Annotated in this window: 18 protein-coding genes and 1 riboswitch; of the genes, 14 read left to right on the top strand and 4 right to left on the bottom strand. The window is 73.5% G+C overall.

Going from position 1 to position 19974, the window contains the following annotated elements; genetic code table 11:
- Positions 1 to 130: 130 nt before the first annotated feature.
- The 3 genes from OHA99_RS01535 (at position 131) to OHA99_RS01525 (ending at position 4866) form a co-directional block, all read left to right on the top strand.
- Positions 131 to 2101, top strand: coding sequence for a DUF1996 domain-containing protein (locus OHA99_RS01535; RefSeq protein WP_405698875.1), 1971 nt, complete (start codon positions 131 to 133; stop codon positions 2099 to 2101).
- Positions 2102 to 2348: 247 nt separating this feature from the next.
- Positions 2349 to 3035, top strand: a complete 687-nt coding sequence (locus OHA99_RS01530) for a lytic polysaccharide monooxygenase (RefSeq protein ID WP_165683685.1) — start codon at positions 2349 to 2351, stop codon at positions 3033 to 3035.
- 133 nt (positions 3036 to 3168) lie between these two features.
- Positions 3169 to 4866, top strand: a complete 1698-nt coding sequence (locus tag OHA99_RS01525) for a hypothetical protein (protein WP_405693584.1) — start codon at positions 3169 to 3171, stop codon at positions 4864 to 4866.
- 16 nt (positions 4867 to 4882) lie between these two features.
- On the opposite strand, the gene OHA99_RS01520 is transcribed toward OHA99_RS01525, so the two are convergent.
- Positions 4883 to 5458, bottom strand: coding sequence for a TerD family protein (locus OHA99_RS01520; protein WP_087788390.1), 576 nt, complete (start codon positions 5456 to 5458; stop codon positions 4883 to 4885).
- Positions 5459 to 5548: 90 nt separating this feature from the next.
- Between OHA99_RS01520 and OHA99_RS01515 the strand changes: the two genes are divergently transcribed.
- From OHA99_RS01515 to OHA99_RS01490, 6 genes are all read left to right on the top strand, one after another.
- Positions 5549 to 5977, top strand: coding sequence for a BlaI/MecI/CopY family transcriptional regulator (locus tag OHA99_RS01515; protein ID WP_051005786.1), 429 nt, complete (start codon positions 5549 to 5551; stop codon positions 5975 to 5977).
- Positions 5978 to 5983: 6 nt separating this feature from the next.
- Positions 5984 to 6916: a M56 family metallopeptidase gene (locus tag OHA99_RS01510; RefSeq protein WP_405693582.1), complete on the top strand. Its 933-nt coding sequence runs from the start codon at positions 5984 to 5986 to the stop codon at positions 6914 to 6916.
- Positions 6917 to 7225: 309 nt separating this feature from the next.
- The gene (locus OHA99_RS01505) at positions 7226 to 7885 is read left to right on the top strand and encodes a fasciclin domain-containing protein (RefSeq protein ID WP_153176348.1); all 660 of its coding nucleotides are present in this window, start codon (positions 7226 to 7228) and stop codon (positions 7883 to 7885) included.
- A 60-nt stretch (positions 7886 to 7945) separates the two neighbouring features.
- Positions 7946 to 8132: riboswitch (cobalamin riboswitch) on the top strand.
- A gap of 62 nt (positions 8133 to 8194) precedes the next feature.
- On the top strand, positions 8195 to 9307 hold the full coding sequence (locus OHA99_RS01500; protein WP_405693581.1) for an ABC transporter substrate-binding protein: 1113 nt from the start codon (positions 8195 to 8197) through the stop codon (positions 9305 to 9307).
- Positions 9304 to 10374: a FecCD family ABC transporter permease gene (locus tag OHA99_RS01495; protein WP_405693580.1), complete on the top strand. Its 1071-nt coding sequence runs from the start codon at positions 9304 to 9306 to the stop codon at positions 10372 to 10374. The genes OHA99_RS01500 and OHA99_RS01495 overlap by 4 nt, the downstream gene beginning before the upstream one ends.
- Positions 10371 to 11144, top strand: coding sequence for an ABC transporter ATP-binding protein (locus OHA99_RS01490; RefSeq protein ID WP_153176345.1), 774 nt, complete (start codon positions 10371 to 10373; stop codon positions 11142 to 11144). Before OHA99_RS01495 ends, OHA99_RS01490 begins: the two co-directional genes overlap by 4 nt.
- Before the next feature lie 46 nt (positions 11145 to 11190).
- Here the strand turns inward: OHA99_RS01490 and OHA99_RS01485 are convergent, their stop codons facing one another.
- From OHA99_RS01485 to OHA99_RS01475, 3 genes are all read right to left on the bottom strand, one after another.
- Entirely contained in the window at positions 11191 to 11646 is a 456-nt protein-coding gene (locus tag OHA99_RS01485) for a flavodoxin family protein (RefSeq protein WP_164380973.1), read from the bottom strand.
- Positions 11647 to 11724: 78 nt separating this feature from the next.
- Positions 11725 to 13359 carry a ribosomal protection-like ABC-F family protein gene (gene abc-f / locus OHA99_RS01480; RefSeq protein ID WP_405693577.1) on the bottom strand — a complete coding sequence of 545 codons (1635 nt, stop codon included), beginning with the start codon at positions 13357 to 13359 and terminating at the stop codon, positions 11725 to 11727.
- A gap of 203 nt (positions 13360 to 13562) precedes the next feature.
- Complete coding sequence (locus OHA99_RS01475; RefSeq protein ID WP_366471598.1) at positions 13563 to 14330, bottom strand: alpha/beta fold hydrolase; 768 nt, start codon at positions 14328 to 14330, stop codon at positions 13563 to 13565.
- Between the two features lie 187 nt (positions 14331 to 14517).
- On the opposite strand from OHA99_RS01475, the gene OHA99_RS01470 reads away from it, so the two are divergent.
- Genes OHA99_RS01470 through OHA99_RS01450 form a run of 5 tightly spaced genes read left to right on the top strand, consistent with a single transcriptional unit; the run spans position 14518 to position 19973 of the window.
- Positions 14518 to 15798 (top strand): FAD-dependent oxidoreductase, encoded by a 1281-nt coding sequence (locus OHA99_RS01470; RefSeq protein WP_366471599.1) that lies wholly within the window; start codon positions 14518 to 14520, stop codon positions 15796 to 15798.
- On the top strand, positions 15795 to 16538 hold the full coding sequence (locus tag OHA99_RS01465; protein ID WP_165683676.1) for a DUF1365 domain-containing protein: 744 nt from the start codon (positions 15795 to 15797) through the stop codon (positions 16536 to 16538). Before OHA99_RS01470 ends, OHA99_RS01465 begins: the two co-directional genes overlap by 4 nt.
- Entirely contained in the window at positions 16535 to 17821 is a 1287-nt protein-coding gene (locus OHA99_RS01460; protein WP_366471600.1) for a cyclopropane-fatty-acyl-phospholipid synthase family protein, read from the top strand. Before OHA99_RS01465 ends, OHA99_RS01460 begins: the two co-directional genes overlap by 4 nt.
- A complete protein-coding gene (locus tag OHA99_RS01455) occupies positions 17818 to 19128 on the top strand; it encodes a class I SAM-dependent methyltransferase (RefSeq protein WP_405693574.1) in 1311 nt (436 codons plus the stop codon). The genes OHA99_RS01460 and OHA99_RS01455 overlap by 4 nt, the downstream gene beginning before the upstream one ends.
- Entirely contained in the window at positions 19125 to 19973 is an 849-nt protein-coding gene (locus OHA99_RS01450) for a DUF1295 domain-containing protein (RefSeq protein WP_153176336.1), read from the top strand. The genes OHA99_RS01455 and OHA99_RS01450 overlap by 4 nt, the downstream gene beginning before the upstream one ends.
- Position 19974 lies beyond the last annotated feature (1 nt).

The following is a 19974-nucleotide window of genomic DNA, read 5'->3' as shown; positions in this document are numbered from 1 at the left end:
GGGGCATTTCATGTCCGAGTCCGTCACGACACAGGAGCACGCCTTGGGACACAACAGGCGCAGACGCCCGACCGGGGCGCGGCGCGCGACCTTCGGAGCGGTGGCGCTGATACTGGGAGGCAGCGGTCTGGTGGCCGTCAACGTCTTCGCCTCCGCGACCGAGTCCGGCAACGCCGCCGTTCCCCTGGGCAGTTCCGGTGTCGCGGCCACCGTCGACTGCCCCGACCCGGCCGAGCGGCTCACGGCCGTCCCGGAGCAGGCCAGGCCGGAGGTCGACAAGGAACTCGCCCACCTCGACGGGGAGATCGCCGCCGCGTACGCCGGGCTCCAGGAGGCCGCCCGCACCGCGGACGACGGCACCCTCGACGAGGCCGCGATCCTGGACCCGCTGAAGAAGGAGCGCGCGGCGACGCTCGAACGCATCGCCGCCGCCATCGACAAGGCCGGCGACCGCCCCGAGGGCCTGGACACCCTGGCCGAGTGCACCCTGCGCCGCACCGAGATCGCGTCGACGGACGCGGGGAGCGGCGGCCCGGACCAGCAGGGGGAGGGGAAGGAACAGGAACCGGGCCAGGACCAGGGCCAGGAGCAGGAGGACGGCAAGGGCGAGGCGCCCGGCGACGGGCAGCAGCAGTCCGGCAACGGCGGGCAGGCGGGCAACGGCCCCGTGGCGGCGGACTACGTGGACATCGAGTCCGTCCGGCCCAACGTCGTGCGGGCGCCCCGGCAGAAGAAGGCATCGACCGGTTCCTTCGCCACCAGCTGCGGCGTCAACGCCGAGGGCCTGTTCAACTCGGACAACCTGATCGCCGCCCCCGGCGTCGGCAACGGCGCCCACCACTTCCACGACTACGTCGGCAACCAGGCCAACGACGCCTTCGCCAGCGACGAGGACCTGGCCGCCGGCGACACGAGCTGCGCCGACCAGGGCGACAAGTCCTCGTACTACTGGCCCGTGCTGCGGCTCCAGAACGGCACCGCCGAACAGGACGCCCAGTCACCGGGCGGCGGCGTCGAGGGCAACGCCGGCGAGATCGTCACGCCGGCCGAGGTGACCCTGACGTTCGAGGGCAACGAGCGCGGCAAGGTCACCGGGATGCCGCGGCTGCTGCGCATCATCACCGGCGACGCCAAGGCGTTCGTCAACGGCGACACCAACGCGAACGCCTCCTGGAGCTGCACCGGCTTCGAGGACCGGCAGCTGAAGGACAAGTACCCGCTCTGCCCCTCGGGCAGCGACGTGGTGCGCACCTTCACCTTCCAGAGCTGCTGGGACGGCCGCAACATCGACAGCGCCAACCACCGCACCCACATGGCCTTCGCCGCCGCCGACGGCGGCTGCCCCGAAGGGTTCCGGGCCGTTCCGCGGCTGGTGCAACGGGTCGTCTACGACGTGGCCGCGCCCAGCCTGGAGGACGGGGGCAAGACCGTCCCGCTGTTCGCCGTTGACTCCTTCCCCGAGCAGCTGCACAAGCCGGTCACCGACCACAGCGACTTCATCAACGTCTTCGACGAGGACCTGATGCGCGAGATGGTGGAGTGCATCAACTCCGGCCGGGAGTGCGGTCCGGACACGCCCCCGGGCGCAGAGCCGGACGAGGGCGGGGAACAGCCGGGCGGCAACGACGACGGGCAGACCGCCGAGCCCCCGGCCGAGCAGACCGCCACGGCCTCGGCACCCGCGGACACCGGCCAGGACGGCCAGGACGGTCAGCGGGGTGGAGAGGACAACGGGAAGAACCCCGGTCAGAACGACGGCCAGAACGACGGCCGGCCCGGCGCCGACGAGAGCGCACCCCCGGCCGCCGAGTCCGAGGGCACCGAGGCCTCCGCGAGCGCCGAGCCCAGGGCCGCGACGACAGCGGCCGAGGCCCCGGACGACGCGACCAGCGCCGAGGCCGCACCCGAGAAGAACGGCGACGCCGGGGACGCCGGGAACGGTCGCGACGGCGCCGCCGCCGGTTCGGCGCCCGAACCGCAGGCGCAGGGCGGGCTCGCCGAGACGGGCTCCGGGCTCGGCCTGTGGCCCGCGGCGGTCGGCGGCGTGCTCTTCGCCGGCGGATGTGTGCTGCTGGTCCGTTCCAGGCGGCGTGCCCTGTGACAGCAGTGGCAGCGGCATGACGACGGGTGGGCGGGGCCTCTTTCCCCGCCCACCCGTCGGGCCGGAACACGTCGAGCACGCCGAGGACGCCGCACACGCCACCGCGCGGCGGGAACTGTCTCATTCAGGGTGTTGCCAATCTCTCCACCCGGGCGCAGCCTGGTCTCCGACCGACCTTTGGGAGCGCTCCCACTCGCTCGGTCGGAGCCCTGCCCCGCACCGTCCCCCCACCGGAAAGAAGGACTCCATGGATTGTCATGAGCACTCCAAAAATGTGCCGGCCGGAAGGACCCGCCGGGCGACGACCCTCGCCCTCAGCACCCTGACCGCGGCCCTGCTCACCCTGATCCCCTGGAGCGGCACCGCCGTCGCCCACGGCTCGGTCGTCGACCCCGCCTCCCGCAACTACGGATGCTGGGACCGCTGGGGCGACGACTTCCAGAACCCCGCCATGGCGGACGAGGACCCCATGTGCTGGCAGGCGTGGCAGGACAACCCCAACGCCATGTGGAACTGGAACGGCCTCTACCGCAACGGCTCGGCCGGTGACTTCGAGGCCGTCGTGCCCGACGGGCAGCTCTGCAGCGGCGGCCGCACCGAGAGCGGACGCTACAACTCCCTCGACGCCGTGGGCCCCTGGCAGACCACCGACGTCACCGACGACTTCACCGTCAAGCTGTACGACCAGGCCAGCCACGGCGCCGACTACTTCCAGGTCTATGTCACCAAGCAGGGCTTCGACCCGGCCACCCAGGCCCTGACCTGGGACAGTCTCCAGCAGGTGGCGCGGACGGGCAGTTACGCGCCCAGCCAGAACTACGAGATCCCGGTGAGCACCTCGGGGCTGAGCGGCCGGCACGTCGTCTACACGATCTGGCAGGCGTCGCACATGGACCAGACGTACTTCCTGTGCAGCGACGTCGACTTCGGCTGACCCGCGCCACTCCCGTCCCCCCACCCCCGCCGGGCGCGCCGCGTCCGGCGGGGACACCGGTCGGGGCACGGCGCGGTACGGTCGCGGGCCGAAGCGCCCCGCGACCGTACCCGGGTGCGGTATACGTCCCCTCATGGACTACTACGACCTGGGTGGCCACGGCCGCCCGGTGACGACCTCGTCGCCCGAGGCCCAGCGGTGGTTCGACCGCGGGCTCGTGTGGACGTACGCCTTCCATCACGAGGAGGCCGTCGCGTGCTTCGAGGCCGCCGTCGCGGCCGACCCGGACTGCGCCATGGCCCACTGGGGCATCGCCCACGCACTCGGCCCCAACTACAACAAGCCGTGGGAGGCCTTCGACGCCGAGGAACTGACCCGGACGGTCGACCGCACCCACGCCGCCGTCGAACGCGCACACGACCTGGCCGGCCGGGCCGACCCCGTCGAACGCGCCCTCGTCGGGGCCCTGCGGGCCCGTTACCCCCGGGCGAGCGCCGTCGAGGACTGCTCGGTCTGGAACGAGCCGTACGCCGACGGCATGCGCGCCGTGTACGAACTGGCCCCCGACGACCTGGACGTGGCCGCCCTCTACGCGGACGCCCTGATGAACCTGACGCCCTGGCGGCTGTGGGACCTGCGCACCGGACGGCCCGCCGAGGGAGCGCGCACTCTCGCGGCGAAGACGGTGCTCGACCGGGCCCTCGCCGCCGACGGCGGCCGCGACCACCCCGGCCTCCTGCACCTCTACATCCACCTGATGGAGATGTCCCCCACCCCGGAGGCGGCCCTCACCGTCGCCGGCCGGCTGCGCGGCCTGGTCCCCGACGCGGGCCACCTCCAGCACATGCCTTCGCACCTCGAAGTGCTGTGCGGCGACTACCGCCGCGTGGTGTCGGACAACGAGGCCGCGATCACCGCCGACGAGAAGTACCGCGCACGGTCGGGGGCGATGAACTTCTACACCCTCTACCGCTCGCACAACTACCACTTCAGGATCTACGGCGCGATGTTCCTGGGCCAGTACGAGGTCGCCCTCGACACCGCGGCCCGCCTCGAGGCGTCCGTGCCCGAGGAACTGCTGCGGGTGGAGAGCCCGCCCATGGCCGACTGGCTCGAGGCGTTCCCGGCCATGCGGGTGCACGTCCTCATCCGTTTCGGCCGCTGGGCGGACATCCTCGCCCTGCCGCTGCCGGACGACCCGCGCCTGTACTGCGTGACGACCGCCATGCTGCACTACGCCCGCGGCGTCGCCCTCTCGGCCACCGGGCGGGTGGCCGAGGCGGAGGCCGAACGCGCGCTGTTCCGCGCGGCGGTCGCCCGGGTGCCGGAGTCACGCACGCTGTTCAACAACACCTGCGCGGACCTCCTCGCCATCGCCTCGGCCATGCTCGACGGTGAACTGGAATACCGCCGGGGCGACCACGCCGCCGCCTTCGCCGCCCTGGAGCGCTCGATCGAGCTGGACGACAACCTGCCCTACGACGAACCCTGGGGCTGGATGCAGCCCACGCGGCACGCCTACGGCGCCCTGCTCCTGGAGCGGGGCCGGATCGCCGAGGCCGAGGCGGTCTACCGGGCCGACCTGGGCCTGGACGACACCCTGCCCCGCCCGCTTCAGCACCCGAACAACGTCTGGGCCCTGCACGGACTCCACGAGTGCCTCGTACGGCTCGGCAGGGCGGGGGAGGCGCGGATCGTGGCGCAGCAGCTGAAGCTGGCCACCGCGCTGGCGGACGTGCCGGTCGAGGCGTCCTGCTTCTGCCGCCTCGGCACCGCCCGCGCCGCCCCGGCCGCCGACGGCGGCACCGGCTGCTGCGGCACGGACCACTGACCCCCCGGAGTCCGGGTCAGACGTTGACGCCGAAGTCCGCGGCGATGCCCGCGAGACCCGAGGCGTACCCCTGCCCGACCGCCCGGAACTTCCACTCGGCGCCGTGCCGGTACAGCTCGCCGAAGACCATCGCGGTCTCGGTCGAGGCGTCCTCGGACAGGTCGTAGCGGGCGAGCTCCTGGTTGTTCGCCTGGTTGACGACCCGGATGAAGGCGTTGCGGACCTGGCCGAAGCTCTGGCCGCGGTTCTCCGCGTCGTGGATGGAGACCGGGAAGACGATTCGGTCCACCTCGGCCGGGACCGTGGCGAGGTTCACCTTGACCGCCTCGTCGTCGCCCTCGCCCTCACCGGTGAGGTTGTCACCGGTGTGCTCGACCGAGCCGTCGGGGCTGGTGAGATTGTTGTAGAAGACGAAGTGCCCGTCCGAGAGCACCTTGCCCGCCGCGTCGAGGAGCAGCGCGGAGGCGTCGAGGTCGTAGTCGGTGCCCGTCGTGGTGCGCACGTCCCAGCCCAGACCGACCAGCACGGCGGTCAGGCCGGGCGCCTCCTTGCTGAGCGAGACGTTGCCGCCCTTGGCCAGGGAAACTCCCACTGCGTTCTCCTTCGTCGAGTTCGTCGAGTTCGTCGTACTCCGTGTTCCCGGTTTCAATCTACAACACTGTAGAAGAAAGCCTTCTATACGATGTCGCCCCGGAAGACGATCGGCGGCGGAAGGAGGCGGGCGGTGACGGATGACCGGCGTCCGCGGCGACGGGGCCAGGGTGAGCTGGAGGCACTGGTGCTGTCCGCGCTGCGCGGGGCGGACGGGCCCGCGACGGCCGGCTGGGTGCAGGAGCGCCTCGGCGGCGACCTCGCCTACACCACGGTGATCACGATCCTGACCCGGCTGCTCGAGAAGGGCGCCGTCAGCCGTGAGCGCGCGGGCCGGTCCTTCGCCTGGACGCCCGCCTCGGACCAGGCCGGCCTGGCCGCGCGGAAGATGCGCAAGGTCCTGGACGCCGAGAGCGACCGGGAAGCGGTGCTGGCCAGCTTCGTCACGGGCCTCGACCCGGACGACGAGCGACTGCTGCGCGCGCTGCTCGGACACGCGCGCGCGGCGGAGGACGGCTGACACCGCATGGGCGTCTTCGTCTTCCTGCCCCTGGTCCTGCCGCTGACGGCGTGGCCGATCGCCAGGCTGGCCGAGCAGCACCTGCACCCGCGGACCGCGACCAGGCTGCTCACCGCTGTCGCCGCCGTGATGGCCCTGTGCAGCACGCTCTGCCTGGCCCTGGTGATGGTGGTCGGCACCGCGCAACTGCCGGGCAACCCGCTGCCCGACGGCTGGTCGGACCCCGAGGTGCGGGCGGCGGTGCCCTACGACGAGGTCGTCGGCAAGGCGGCGATTCCCGCGCTCTGCGCGGTGGTCGCGGCCTCGGCGCGGGCCCTGTGGCGACACGGCAGGGTGTGCCGCCGTGCCCACCGTGCCCTGGCCGGGCTGCCGGGCACCGGGGTGGCCGTACTGCCGGACGACGTGCCCTACGCGTACGCGCTGCCCGGCGGGCGCCGGGACCGCGTGGTGGTGAGCACGGCCCTGCTCGACTGCCTCGAACCCGGCGAACGGCGCGCGCTGTTCGCCCACGAGCGGGCCCATCTCGCCGCCGGGCACCACCGCTTCCTGCTCGCCGTCCGGCTCGCCGCGCTGGCCAACCCGTTCCTGCGCCCCCTGCGGACGGCCGTGTCCTACACGGCGGAGCGGTGGGCGGACGAGGCGGCCGCACGGGCGGTCGGTGACCGGCGCGCGGTGGCGACCGCGATCGGCAAGGCGGCCCTCGTCTCCCGCGGCACCCCCGTCGCCACCCTCGCCGGCCTGGCGGCGCCCGGCCCGGTGCCCCGCCGGGTGGCCGCCCTGCTGGGCCCCGCCCCCGCCGTCCGCACCTGGCCCCCGGCGTTCACGTCGGTGGGGCTGGCGGCATGGGCCGCGGCCGCCGGAACCGCCGTCTCGGCGATGTCGTCCGCGAACGCCGCCGTCACGATGTTCCTCATCCTGCGGGCCGCGACGCCGTTCTGAGCGGCCCTCACTCCCTGACGGGCGGGATCGGGATTTCAGGAACGTGCAGGTCGCAGAGGTGCTGCCGAAACTTCCTCACTCGATCGGGTGAGGAACCAATCCGGGCCGGGGCCTGCTCCGGATTCCCCGTGTGAGGGAAGAACCGAGACCGTGCCGACAGCGAACCGGCGGCTGACCCCGGATCCGGGTCGGCCGGCCGCCGCGTAACGGCACCGCCAACTCGGCGGTCCGCCGCACACCACTTCAGTTCCGTACCACGCCTCCGCACCAACGCAGCCTTCGCGCTGCCCGTTTTCAGGGAGATTATCCATGAACGCCCGTATTCGTCGCTCTGCCGTCGCCGTCGTCGCGGCCGCCCTCCTGCCCCTGTCCCTGGCCGCCTGCTCCGACGACGGCGACAGCGGCTCCTCGGACTCCGCGCAGGCCGCCTCCTCGGCCCCCGCGGCGACCGACGACCAGTCGGCCGACACCTCCGGCGGCATGGAGGACTCCGACGAGCCCTTCGGTCCGGCCTGCTCCACGGTGCCGAAGGAGGGCGCCGGTTCGTTCGACGGCATGGCCAAGGACCCGGTCGCCACGGCCGCCTCGAACAACCCGGCCCTGTCCACGCTGGTGACCGCGGTGAAGAAGGCCGGTCTGGTCGACACGCTCAACAACGCCGAGAACATCACCGTGTTCGCGCCCACCAACGACGCCTTCGCCAAGATTCCGAAGGCCGACCTGGACAAGGTCCTGAACGACAAGGAGATGCTCACCAACATCCTGACCTACCACGTCGTCGGCCAGAAGCTCGCGCCCAAGGACCTGGAGAACGGCTCCTTCGAGACGCTTCAGAAGTCCAAGCTGACCACCTCGGGCTCGGACGAGTCCTACAAGGTCAACGACTCCGCCAAGGTCGTCTGCGGCAACGTGAAGACCGCCAACGCCAACGTGTACATCATCGACACGGTCCTCATGCCCAAGAGCTGACGCGCGGGCCCCGGGAGCGGGTCGGGCAGTGGCCCGCTTCCCGGCGGGGCGGTGGCCCTGTGGTAGCTTGCGGAAGCCAGTCGAACCCACCTGGTGGGTCAGGGAATCCGGTGCGAATCCGGAACTGACGCGCAGCGGTGAGGGGGACGGGCGGAACACGGGCCACTGGGCGGCGCAGGCCGTCCGGGAAGGCGTTCCGTCCGGCCGAACCCGAGTCCGAAGACCTGCTGGCACCCGTGCCGCGTGCGGCGCGGGCCGCATCGTACGGACGGGCTTCGCGCATGAGCCCTCGACGCCAGAGGATCCTCCTTGCCCGCAGCACGCCCCGCCGGCCCCCGGCGACTTCTCCTTCCCTGGCTTCCTCGGCATTCCCGGCTTTCCCGCCGCGCCCTCCGCGGTCCCGTACTGCTGCTGTCCGGCGCCCTGCTGGCCTCCGGCTGCGGTTCCGGTGCGGCCACCGACGACGCGGGTGTCGCGTCCGGGGCGACCGACGCGGCCGGCTACCCGCGCACCGTCCGGGACTGCGGGCAGGACGTCCGGGTCACCGCCCCGCCGCGACGGGCGGTCTCCCTCAACCAGGGCACCACGGAGATCCTGCTGTCGCTCGGCCTCGCCGACCGCATGGCGGGCACCGCCACCTGGACCGACCCGGTCATGAAGGGACTGGAGAAGACGAACGCCGGTGTCCCCCGGCTCGCCGACGACATGCCGTCCTTCGAGACGGTCCTGGACGCGGAACCCGACTTCGTCGCCGCCTCCTTCGCCTCCACCCTCGGCACCGGCGGGGTGGCCACCCGGGAACGGTTCACGGAACTCGGCGTGCCGGCCTACCTGTCCCCGTCCGACTGCGTGGGCAAGGACAACAGCGGCGACGGCGACGGCGTCCGGGACCAGGCCCTGACCATGGACACCGTCTACGGCGAAGTCCGCGACCTGGCCCGCCTCTTCGGTGTGGAGCGGCGCGGCGACGAACTCGTCGCCGACCTCAAGTCCCGGATCGACAGGGCCACGTCGGGCGTCGACGCCTCCGGTGTCTCCCTCATGTACTGGTTCGCCAACTCCACCTCGCCCTACCTGGCGGGCTGCTGCGGCGCACCCGGCGTCATCACCCGCGCGGTCGGCGCCGAGAACGCCATGGACGACACCCACGAGGAGTGGCCGCAGGTGGGCTGGGAGACCGTCGCCGACCGGGACCCCGACGTCCTGGTCCTCGGCGACCTCACCCGCAAGTCACAGACGGCCGAGACCGCGGCGAAGAAGATCGAGTTCCTGGAGTCCGACCCCGTGACCAGGAACATGACCGCCGTCCGCGAGAAGCGCTACGTGCTGCTCAGCGGGCAGGCCATGAACCCCACCATCCGGACCGTCGAGGGCGTCGAACAGGTGGCGGCGGCGCTGCGCGAGTTCGGGCTCGCCGAGTGACGTCCGCGAGCGAGGCGGCCCCCGCCTCCGTCCCCGGCGTCCGCGCCTCCCGCCGCGCGCCCCTCGCGTGGGCGGCGGCCGGGATCGTGGCCCTCGCCGCATCCGTGGCCGTGGCCGTCACCATCGGCCCGGCGGACATCGAGGTCGCCGACGTGTGGTCCGTGATCGCCGCCCACCTCGGCGCCGGCACCACCGCCGGGGAGGTGTCGCCGATCCGCGACGGCATCGTCTGGGACCTGCGGCTGCCCCGCACCCTCCTCGCCGCGGTGTGCGGTGCCGGACTCGCCGTGTGCGGGGCCGTGCTCCAGTCCCTGCTGCGCAACCCGCTCGCCGACCCCTTCGTCCTGGGGGTCTCCTCCGGCGCCTCGACGGGCGCCGTCCTGGTCGTCGTGCTCGGCGTGGGCGGCGGTGCCCTGTCCGTGCCGGGCGGGGCCTTCATCGGTGCGGTCTGCTCCTTCGCGCTGGTGCTGCTGCTCAGCCACAGCCTCGGCGGCACCACGGACCGCGTGGTGCTCGCGGGCGTGGCGGCGATGCAGCTCTTCTCCGCGCTCACCTCCTTCGTGATCATGACCGCCGCCGACGCCGAGACCACCCGCGGCGTGCTGTTCTGGCTGCTCGGCTCGCTCGGCGGCGCCGGCTGGAGCGACGTGTGGACCACCGCCGCGGTCCTGGCCCTCGTCCTGGCCGTGTGCCTCGGCCACGCCAGGACGCTGGACGCCTTCGCCTTCGGCCGGGACGCGGCGGCCGCGCTCGGCGTCCGGGTGGCCCGCACCCGGCTGGTGCTGCTGTGCGCCACCGCCCTGCTCACCGCCGCCCTGGTCGCCTCGGCCGGCGCCATCGGCTTCGTCGGCCTGGTGCTGCCGCACGCGGTACGGGCGCTCACCGGGCCCGGTCACGCCAGGCTGCTGCCGGTCTGCGCACTCGCCGGCGCCGTGTTCCTGGTGTGGGTCGACACCCTGGCCCGTACCGTCCTCGCCCCCCAGGAGGTCCCGGTGGGCGTGGTGACGTCGCTGATCGGCGTGCCGGCCTTCGTGCTCGTCCTGTACCGGGGCCGGAGGACACGGTGACCCTGAACGCCGAGCGGGTCTCCCGCACCGCCGGTGGCCGGCTCGTCCTGGACGGCGTCGACCTGAGCCCGCGCACCGGCGCCACGACGGGGCTGCTCGGCCCCAACGGCTCCGGCAAGTCCACCCTGTTGCGGCTGCTCGCCGGGGTACTCGCCCCGACCGCCGGCCTGGTCACCCTGGACGGACGCCCCCTGGACCGGGTGGCCCGCCGGGACGTCGCCCGGCGTGTCGCGGTGGTCGAACAGCAGACGGACACCCAGGTGGAACTGACGGTCCTGGACGTCGTCCGGCTCGGCCGCATCCCGCACCGCCGGGCCTGGGCACCGGCGTCGGCCGCCGACGAGGAGGCGGTCCTGGACGCCCTCGACCGCACCGGTCTCACCGACCGGGCCGACCGCCTCTGGCACACCCTCTCCGGCGGCGAACGCCAGCGCGTCCAGATCGCCCGCGCCCTCGCCCAGCAGCCGCGCGAACTCCTACTCGACGAGCCGACCAACCACCTCGACATCCAGCACCAGCTGGACGTGCTGGCCCTCGTCGCAGCCCTGCCCGTCACCGGCGTGATCGCCCTGCACGACCTCAACCTCGCCGCGATGTACTGCGACCACCTCGTCGTCCTCTCCGAGGGACGCGTCGTGGCCTGCGGAGAACCGGCGGAGGTGCTGACCACGGACCTGGTCGCGAAGGTCTACCGGGTCGACGCCGAGATCACCGGCACCGGCCCGGGCGGCCGCCCGCACGTACGCTTCCTGGGCACCCTGCCCGGCTAGGGCTCGGTGCGAGCGGTCACCCGGGGCGGCGGCAGCGCCCGGAGGATCAGTCGTCCATCAGACCGGCGGCGAGCGTGGCACCCAGCTCCCAGCAGGCTTGCAGCTCGGCCTTGCCCGGCTCACCGGCCACGTTCACCGCGGGCGCCGCACGCTGCCAGCCGAGGCCGGTCGTGACCGACTCGATGGCGCGCACCGCCCCCGTGGTGTCGCTGCCGCCGTGCACGTAGTAGCCGAAGGGGCGGCCACGCGTCTCGTCCAGGCAGGGGTAGTAGACCTGGTCGAAGAAGTGCTTGAGCGCACCCGACATGTAGCCCAGGTTGGCCGGGGTGCCGAGCAGAAGGCCGTCCGCCTCCAGCACGTCGACGGCCGTGGCAGCCAGGGCCGCCCGCCGGACCACCCGCACCCCTTCGATCTCGGGCGCGGTCGCCCCGGACACGACGGACTCCAGCATCGCCTGGCAGTTCGGCGACGGCGTGTGATGCACGATCAGCAAAGTGGCCACACCGGCAGCCTGCCGCCCGGCACCCTCCGACCGCAAACGGACACCGTGCCACCCGGCAGGTCCGCCCCCGCCGGCGACCTACTCCCCGGGCGCCCCCGCCTCCGTCAGCTCGCCGCCGGCCAGCCCCAGCCATCGGCCGACACCGATCTCGCGCAGGAACCGCCGGTCGTGGCTGACGACCACGAACGCACCCCGGTAGGAGTTCAGGGCGCTCTCCAACTGGCCCACACCGACCAGGTCGAGGTTGTTCGTCGGCTCGTCCAGGAGCAGCAGGTGCGGCGCCGGTTCCGCGCACAGCACGCAGGCCAGCGTGGCCCGCAGCCGCTCGCCGCCGGAGAGCAGGCCGACCGGCAGATGGGCGCGGGCGCCGCGGAAGAGGAAGCGCGCGAGGAGGTTCATCCGCTCGGCCTCCGGCCGCTCGGGGGCGTAGGCGGCGAAGGTCTCGGCGACGGTGCGCTCCTCGTCCAGCAGGTCGAGCCGCTGGGAGAGGTACGCGACCCGCCCGTCGGCGCGCCTGACGTCGCCGCCCTCCGGCTCCAGGTCGCCGTTGAGCAGCCGCAGCAGCGTGCTCTTGCCCGCGCCGTTGGCCCCGGTCAGGGCGATCCGCTCGGGCCCCCGGACCGTCAGGTCGACGCCCTGTGGGGCGAACACCTCGCGCTCGCCGAGCCGGATCCGGAGCCCCTGACCCAGGAAGAGGGTGCGGCCCGCGGGGACACGGGTCTCCGGCAGGTCCAGCGTGATGCGCTGTTCCTCCCGCAGCGACCGCTCCGCCTCGTCCAGCCGCGCCTTCGCCTCACCCACCCGGTTGGCGTGGGTCTGGCCCGCCCGGCCCGCGGACTCCTGCGCCCCGCGCTTCATGTTGCCCGCGAAGATGCGGGGGAGCCCGGCGCTCTTGAGATTGCGGGCGGCGTTGCTCGCGCGGCGGTCGGCCCGCTCACGGGCCTGCTGAAGTTCCCGCTTCTCCCGCTTCAACTCCTGTTCGGCGTTGCGGACGTTCTTCTCCGCGACCTCCTGTCCGGCGCGGACGGCCTCTTCGTACGCGCTGAAGTTGCCGCCGTAAAAGCGCAGTTCACCGCGGTCGAGTTCGGCGATGCGCTCCATGCGGTCGAGCAGCTCCCGGTCGTGGCTGACCAGGAGCAGGCAGCCGCTGTAGTCCGTGAGGACGTCGTGGAGTCTGCTCCGGGCGGCCATGTCGAGGTTGTTGGTGGGCTCGTCGAGCAGGAGCACGTCGGGCCGCTTCAGCAGTTGGGCGGCGAGTCCCAGGGAGACGACCTGACCGCCGCTGAGCGTGTTGAGCCGCCGGTCCAGGGCCAGGTCGCCCAGGCCCAGGCGGTCGAGCTGGGCGCGGGAGCGCTCCTCGACGTCCCAGTCGTCGCCGATGGCCGTGAAGTGCTCCTCGGCCACGTCCCCGGACTCGACGGCGTCGATGGCCCGGATCACGGCATCGACGCCGAGGACCTCGGCCACGGTCGGCCCGCCCGTGAGGGGGAGGGTCTGGGGAAGGTGGCCGAGGACACCGGAGACCGCCACGGAGCCCGCGGTGGGCCGCAGCTCGCCGGCGATCAGTTTGAGCAGGGTGGACTTGCCCGCCCCGTTGGGAGCCACCAGACCCGTACGGCCCGCGCCCACGGTGAACGACAGGTTCTCGAAGACGGGGGTGTCGTCGGGCCAGGAGAAGGACAGGCCGGAGCAGCGAAGGACGGCGTCGGACATGAAGACGACCTCGTGGAGATGAGGGGCAGGGAACAGACCTCTGCCCGGGAAGGAGGACAGGGAAAAGGGGACGACGACGGGGCCACTGCGACGGCGCTCCAAAACGCCCGCTGCGGCCTACCGGAACCGGGTCTCACCCGGAGATGTCGTCTTCACCCACCATGTCCGCGACTCCTCGCTGCACGATCAACGTCTCCACGAGCCTAACAGCCGGGCTTCCGCACCGGCCCCGGCGACTGGGGCCGGTCCGGCGGATCATGCCGTGCCGGGTGGAGAACCGGTGGCTCGGCCGCCGCGAGGGCCCGGACGAACAGCTCGCCGGGTGCCGCTTCCGGCGCGAGCAGGTGGGCGACGGCCGCGGTCGCGGTGCGGTGCCAGCCGGCGAGGTGGCGGAGCATGGCGTGGTCGCCGTCGGCCACGAGCAGCATGCCCGCCCGGGCCCCGGCGGCGCGGGCCCGGGAGACGTACGCGGCGGACTCGGCGGGGTCCGTGACGCGGTCGCGGTCGCCGTGCAGGACGAGCACGTCCCGCCCCCTCAGCTGGGCCACGGGCTCGCCCGGCGGGCACCAGGGAGCCAGGGCCACCACCCCGCGCACCCCGTCGGCGTCCGCCGCGCGCAGGGCCGCCCGGCCGCCCATGGAGTGGCCGAGCAGCACCACCGGTACGTCACCGACGAGGCCGCGCAACTCCGCGAGGGCACGCCGGGTGTCCCGCAGCGGCTCCGCGGCGGCGCCGTTCCAGCCGCGGCTGCGGTAGCGCACCTGGCCGAGGAACACGTCGTCGCGGACGGTGGCCGCCTCCAGCGCCCGCAGGAACGGGTGCATCCGCAGCGCCGCGAGCTGCCAGGGCCGTGCGGCGCTGCGGCTCTGAGCCCGGCCGCCGTGCAGCACCAGCACCGCGGCCCCGGTCCGAGGCGGCCGGCGCCGCACCCGCAGCGCGCCACCCGTCGACGGATCGTCCTCAACGCTCATGCCCGTCCCGTTCCCTTCCGCTTCCCACTTCGTCTCTGCCCCCGTCCCTCCCGGATGATCCGTCGCCGACCCGACTCCGGACTGGTGATGCGTCGGAAACGGTCCGCACCCTGCTCCAATCCGCCCGGCCCACGGCTCCGGATTACCCACGCAAGCGTTGATCACAGTGGGGTGGAGGAGCAGCGAAATGCCGCGAGCATCAGGGGAGGCCGGACGCCGCACCGCCGTCGTCGGCAGCGGAGTGGCGGGTCTGACCGCCGCGTACGTACTGGGCCGCGAGCACCGCGTCACCCTCTACGAGGCCGACGACCGCCTCGGCGGGCACGCCCACACCCACGACCTGACGGCGTCCGACGGCCGCGTCCACCGGGTCGACTCGGGGTTCATCGTGCACAACCGCCGCACCTACCCCAACCTGCTGCGCCTCTTCGGCGAACTCGGCGTGGCCACGCAGCAGTCGGAGATGAGCATGTCGGTGCGGTGCGAGGGCTGCGGCCTCGAGTACGCCGGCGCCCGCGGCCCCGCGGGACTGCTCGCCCGCCCCCGCAACGCCCTGCACGGCCCCTACCTGCGGATGCTCGCCCAGGTGCCCCGGTTCCACCGCGCCGCCCGCAGGCTGCTCACCGACGGCGCCGACCAGTCCCTGACGCTCGGCGAGTTCCTGGACCGCGAGGGCTTCTCGCCGTACTTCCGCGCCCACTTCATGACGCCCGTGGTCTCCGCAGTCTGGTCCTGCGACGCCGCCACCGCCCTGCGCTACCCGGCCGCCTACCTGTTCCGCTTCCTGCACCACCACGGCATGCTCGCCGTCGGCGGCTCCCCGGTGTGGCGCACGGTCACCGGCGGCTCCCGCTCCTACGTCGCCCGGATCGCCGAGCGGCTGCCCGACGTGCGCACCGCCACCCCGGTCCGCTCGGTGGCCCGGCAGGCGAACGGCGTGGACGTCACCGCCGCCGACGGCACCACCGACACCTACGACCACCTCGTCCTCGCCGTCCACCCCGGTCAGGCACTGGAGTTGCTGGCCGACCCCACGCCCGACGAGAAGGAGGTCCTCGGCGCATTCCGCTACTCCCGCAACGCCACCCTGCTCCACACCGACACCGCACTGCTGCCCCGCTCCCGGGGAGCCCGCTCCTCCTGGAACTACCTCATGCCGGCCTGCGACGCGGGCGCCGACCGGGTCCGCGTCAGCTACGACATGAACAGGCTCCAGCGCCTCGACGCCGCCGACACTTACGTCGTCACCCTCGGCGGCGAGGACCGCGTCGACCCCGGCCGGGTACTGGCCCGCATGACCTACGAACACCCCGTCTACACCCCCGAGTCGGTCGCCGCCCAGCGCCGCCTGCCCGAACTGCGCACCCCGGTCACGGCCTACGCCGGCGCCTACCACGGCTGGGGGTTCCACGAGGACGGCTGCCGCTCGGGGGTGGAGGCCGCCGCGGCCCTCGGAGTCACCTGGTGACCGCCGCCCCGACGGCACGACCCGGCCTCTACCCGTGCGAGATCGGGCACATACGCCTCGACCCGATCCGGTACACCATGCGCCACCGCACCTACATGTGGCTCGTCGACCTCGACCGTCTCCCCGAACTGCCGCGCCCCCTGCGCCCGCTGGCGGGCTTCCGCGCCCGCGACCACTTCACCGGTGACGCCCCCTCGCTGCGCGCGGGCCTGGACCGCTTCCTCGCCTCCCACGGCGTCGACCTGGAGGGCGGCCGGGTGCTGATGCTCACGCACGCCCGCGTCCTCGGACACGTCTTCAACCCACTGACCCTGTACTGGTGTCACGGCCCCGACGGCAGCCCGCGCCGCGTGGTCGCCGAGGTGCACAACACCTACGGCGAACGCCACGCCTACCTGCTCGATCCCGACGAGGCGGGCGTCGCGCACGTCGACAAAAGGTTCTACGTCTCGCCGTTCAATCCCGTCGACGGCGCCTACCGCATGCGCCTCCCGCTGCCCGCTGACCGCCTCGACCTGACCGTACGCCTGGACCGCCCCGGCACCCGGCCGTTCACCGCGACCGTACGGGGCACCCGGCGCGAGGCGAGCCCGGCCGCCCTCCTGGGGCTGGCGCTGCGGCACCCCTGGTCGACCCTCGCGGTGTCGGCCGGCATCCGCAAGCACGGAATCCGTCTCTACCTGCGCGGCCTGCCCGTCCAGCCGCGCCCGAGTCACCGCACCACGGAGAAGGCATCATGACCGCAATCCACCCACGTCCCGCCGCCGCGCCCCAGGTCCCGGGAGTCCGCGGCACCCCGGCCGACCCGCACCGCTGGCCCGACGTGGCCGCCCCGCCCCGGGCCTCCCGGCTCCGCCGCGCCACCGCCGCCGCCGTCATACGTCGCGCCCTGCACCGGCTGCCGCTGCGGGTCCGGTTGGCCGACGGCACCACCGTGGGCCTCGGCGGTCCGCTGGTGGAGGTCCACGACCCCGACGCCTTCCACGGACGGATCGGCGCCCAGGGCCTCATCGGCTTCGGCGAGTCCTACATGGCCGGCGAGTGGGACGCACCGGACCTGGTCGGCGCCCTCACCGTGCTCGCCGCCCACGCGGCCGACCTGGTCCCCGTCCCGCTCCAGCGGCTGCGCGGCCTGTGGCACCAGCGCCGGCCCGCCGCCCGGCGCAACACCCCCGAGGGCGCGCGGGACAACATCAGCAGCCACTACGACCTGTCCAACGACCTGTTCGCCCTCTTCCTGGACGACACCCTCAGCTACTCCTCCGCCGTCTTCCTCGGCTTCCCGGCCCGCCGCGAGTCCCTCGTCGCCGCCCAGCAGCGCAAGATCGACCGGCTGCTCGACCTCGCCGAGGTCCGCGACGGCACCCGGCTCCTCGAGATCGGCACCGGCTGGGGCGAACTCGCCCTGCGCGCCGCCGCGCGCGGCGCCCACGTCACCTCCCTCACCCTCTCCCGAGAGCAGCGCGACCGCGCCCTCGAACGCGCCCGCGAGGCGGGCCTCGCCGACCGGGTCCGGGTCGAACTGCGCGACTACCGCGAGGAGAAGGGCACCTACGACGCGATCGTCAGCGTCGAGATGATCGAGGCCGTGGGCGCCGAGTTCTGGCCGGTCTACTTCCGCACCCTCGACGAGCGCCTCGCCCCCGGCGGCCGGGCCGCACTCCAGGCGATCACCATGCCGCACGACCGCATGCTCGCCGCCCGCCACACCCACACCTGGATCCAGAAGTACGTCTTCCCCGGCGGCCTGATCCCCTCCACCGACGCGATCGAGGCGACGATCCGCGACCACACCGGCCTGCGCCTCGCCCGCCGCGACGACTACGGCGCGCACTACGCCGAGACACTGCGGCTGTGGCGCGAGCGGTTCACCGAGCGCGCCGCCGAGGTCGACGCCCTCGGCTTCGACGCGACCTTCCGGCGCCTGTGGACCTTCTACCTCGCCTACTCCGAGGCCGGCTTCCGCGCCGCCTACCTCGACGTCCAGCAGTACCTGTTCACCAAGGAGGGCCCCGCCCGATGAGCACCGTCCGCACCGCCAGGACCGGCGCCGCCCACCGGCTCGCCGCGCTCGTCGAGGACGCGCTCGGCGGTCCGCTCCCCGTCCGGCTGCGCGCCTGGGACGGCTCCGAGACCGGCCCCGCCGACGGCCCCGTGGTCGTCGTCCGCACCCGGCGCGCCCTGCGCCGCCTGCTGTGGCAGCCCGGCGAACTGGGCCTGGCCCAGGCCTACGTCACCGGCGAACTGGACGTCGACGGCGACCTGGCCGACGGCCTACGCCGGATGTGGGCGGCCACCCGGGAACGCCGGCTGCACCCGCCCCGGCTCTCCCTCGCCGACCGGGCCCGCGCGGCGGGCACCGCCGTCCGCCTCGGCGCCGTCGGCCCGCGCCCCGCCACACCGGACTCCCAGGCCCGGCTGCGCGGCGGACTGCACACCAGGTCCCGCGACCGCGCCGCCATCAGCCACCACTACGACCTCTCCAACGACTTCTACCGCCTCCTCCTCGACGAGACCATGGCCTACTCGTGCGGCGTGTGGGCGGACGAGTACACCGACGCGAACGCCGCCGACGCCCAGCGCGCCAAGCTGGAGCTGATCTGCCGCAAGCTGGGCCTCACCGCGGGCTCCCGCCTGCTCGACATCGGCTGCGGCTGGGGTTCGCTCACCCTCTACGCGGCCGAACGGCACAAGGCGAGGGTCACCGCCGTCACCCTCGCCGGGGAGCAGGCGGCGCACGTCCGCGAACAGGTCCGGGAGCGCGGCCTGGAGGACCGGGTGGAGGTCGTCCGCCAGGACTACCGCGACATCACCGGCGGCGGCTACGACGCCGTTTCCACCATCGAGATGGGCGAGCACGTCGGCGACGCCGAGTACCCGGCCTTCACCGCCTCGCTGCACCGCATGGTCCGCCCCGGGGGACGCGTCCTGGTGCAGCAGATGTCCCGGGGCCGCAACGCCCCCGGCGGCGGCGCCTTCATCGAGGCGTACATCGCCCCGGACATGCACATGCGGCCCCTCGGTGAGACGGTCCAGCTCCTGGAGGACGCCGGTCTCGAAGTGCGCCACGTCGAGTCGCTGCGCGAGCACTACGTCCGCACGGTCGCCGCGTGGGAACGCACGCTGGAGGAGCGCTGGGACGAGTTCGTCGCTCTGGTCGGGAAGGAGACCGCGCGGGTGTGGCGGCTCTACCTGGTGGGCGGCGCCCTCGCCTTCGAGCAGCGACGCATGGGCGTCGACCAGATCCTGAGCGTCCGGCCCACCGCCGAGGGCGTCAGCGGCATGCCCGCGACGCCGGGGGAGTGGTACGAGCGGCTGGACCGCCCGTGAACGGCTTCCCGTGGGGCGCGTTCGCCGCCGGTCTCGGCTGGGCCGCGGCGGCCGCGCTCGCCGTCATGCTGGCCACCTTCGGCGTCGCCGTGCGCAAGGGCGTGCACCGGGTCGTGGACGTGGCCTGGGGTCTCGGCTTCGCCGTCGTCGCCGTCGTGACCTGCGTGGTCGCTGCGGCGGGCGGGGAGGGCGATCCGGGGCGCCAGACGCTGGTGGAGGTCCTGACCGTCGTATGGGGTCTGCGGCTGGCCGGGCACATCGCCCGGCGCGGCCGGGGCCACGGCGAGGACCCGCGCTACGACGCGATGCTCGCCAAGGCCCGCGGCAACCGGAACCTCTACGCCCTGCGCATGGTGTACCTGCTCCAGGGCGCCCTGGTGTGGCTGGTGTCGCTGCCGGTGCAGGCCGCCTCGTACGGGTCCGGGCCCCTGTCGGTCCTGGCCTGGGCCGGGGCGGCCGTGTGGGCGGTCGGGCTGGCCTTCGAGGCCGTGGGAGACGCCCAGCTGGCCCGGTTCAAGGCGGACCCCGCCAACCGGGGCCGCCTCATGGACCGCGGACTGTGGAGCTGGACCCGGCACCCCAACTACTTCGGCGACTTCTGCGTCTGGTGGGGCCTGTTCCTGATCGCCTGCGACGCCGGCCCCGCCGCCGCCGCGGTGTCCGTCGTCTCCCCGCTGGTGATGACGTACCTGCTGATCGGCGGCAGCGGGAAACGGCTGCTCGAGCGGCACATGGCGGACCGGCCGGGATGGGCCGCGTACGCGGCGCGCACCAGCGGCTTCTTCCCGCGTCCGCCGCGCCGGTCCCCGGCCGCACACAACTCCACCCGTGAATCCCGCCCGTGAA

Origin of the sequence: Streptomyces coelicoflavus, from assembly GCF_045041415.1 — a bacterium.
GTDB lineage: Bacteria > Actinomycetota > Actinomycetes > Streptomycetales > Streptomycetaceae > Streptomyces > Streptomyces coelicoflavus.
The sequence above is the reverse complement of the archived record's forward strand: the minus strand, read 5'-3'. Positions and strand labels throughout refer to the sequence as shown.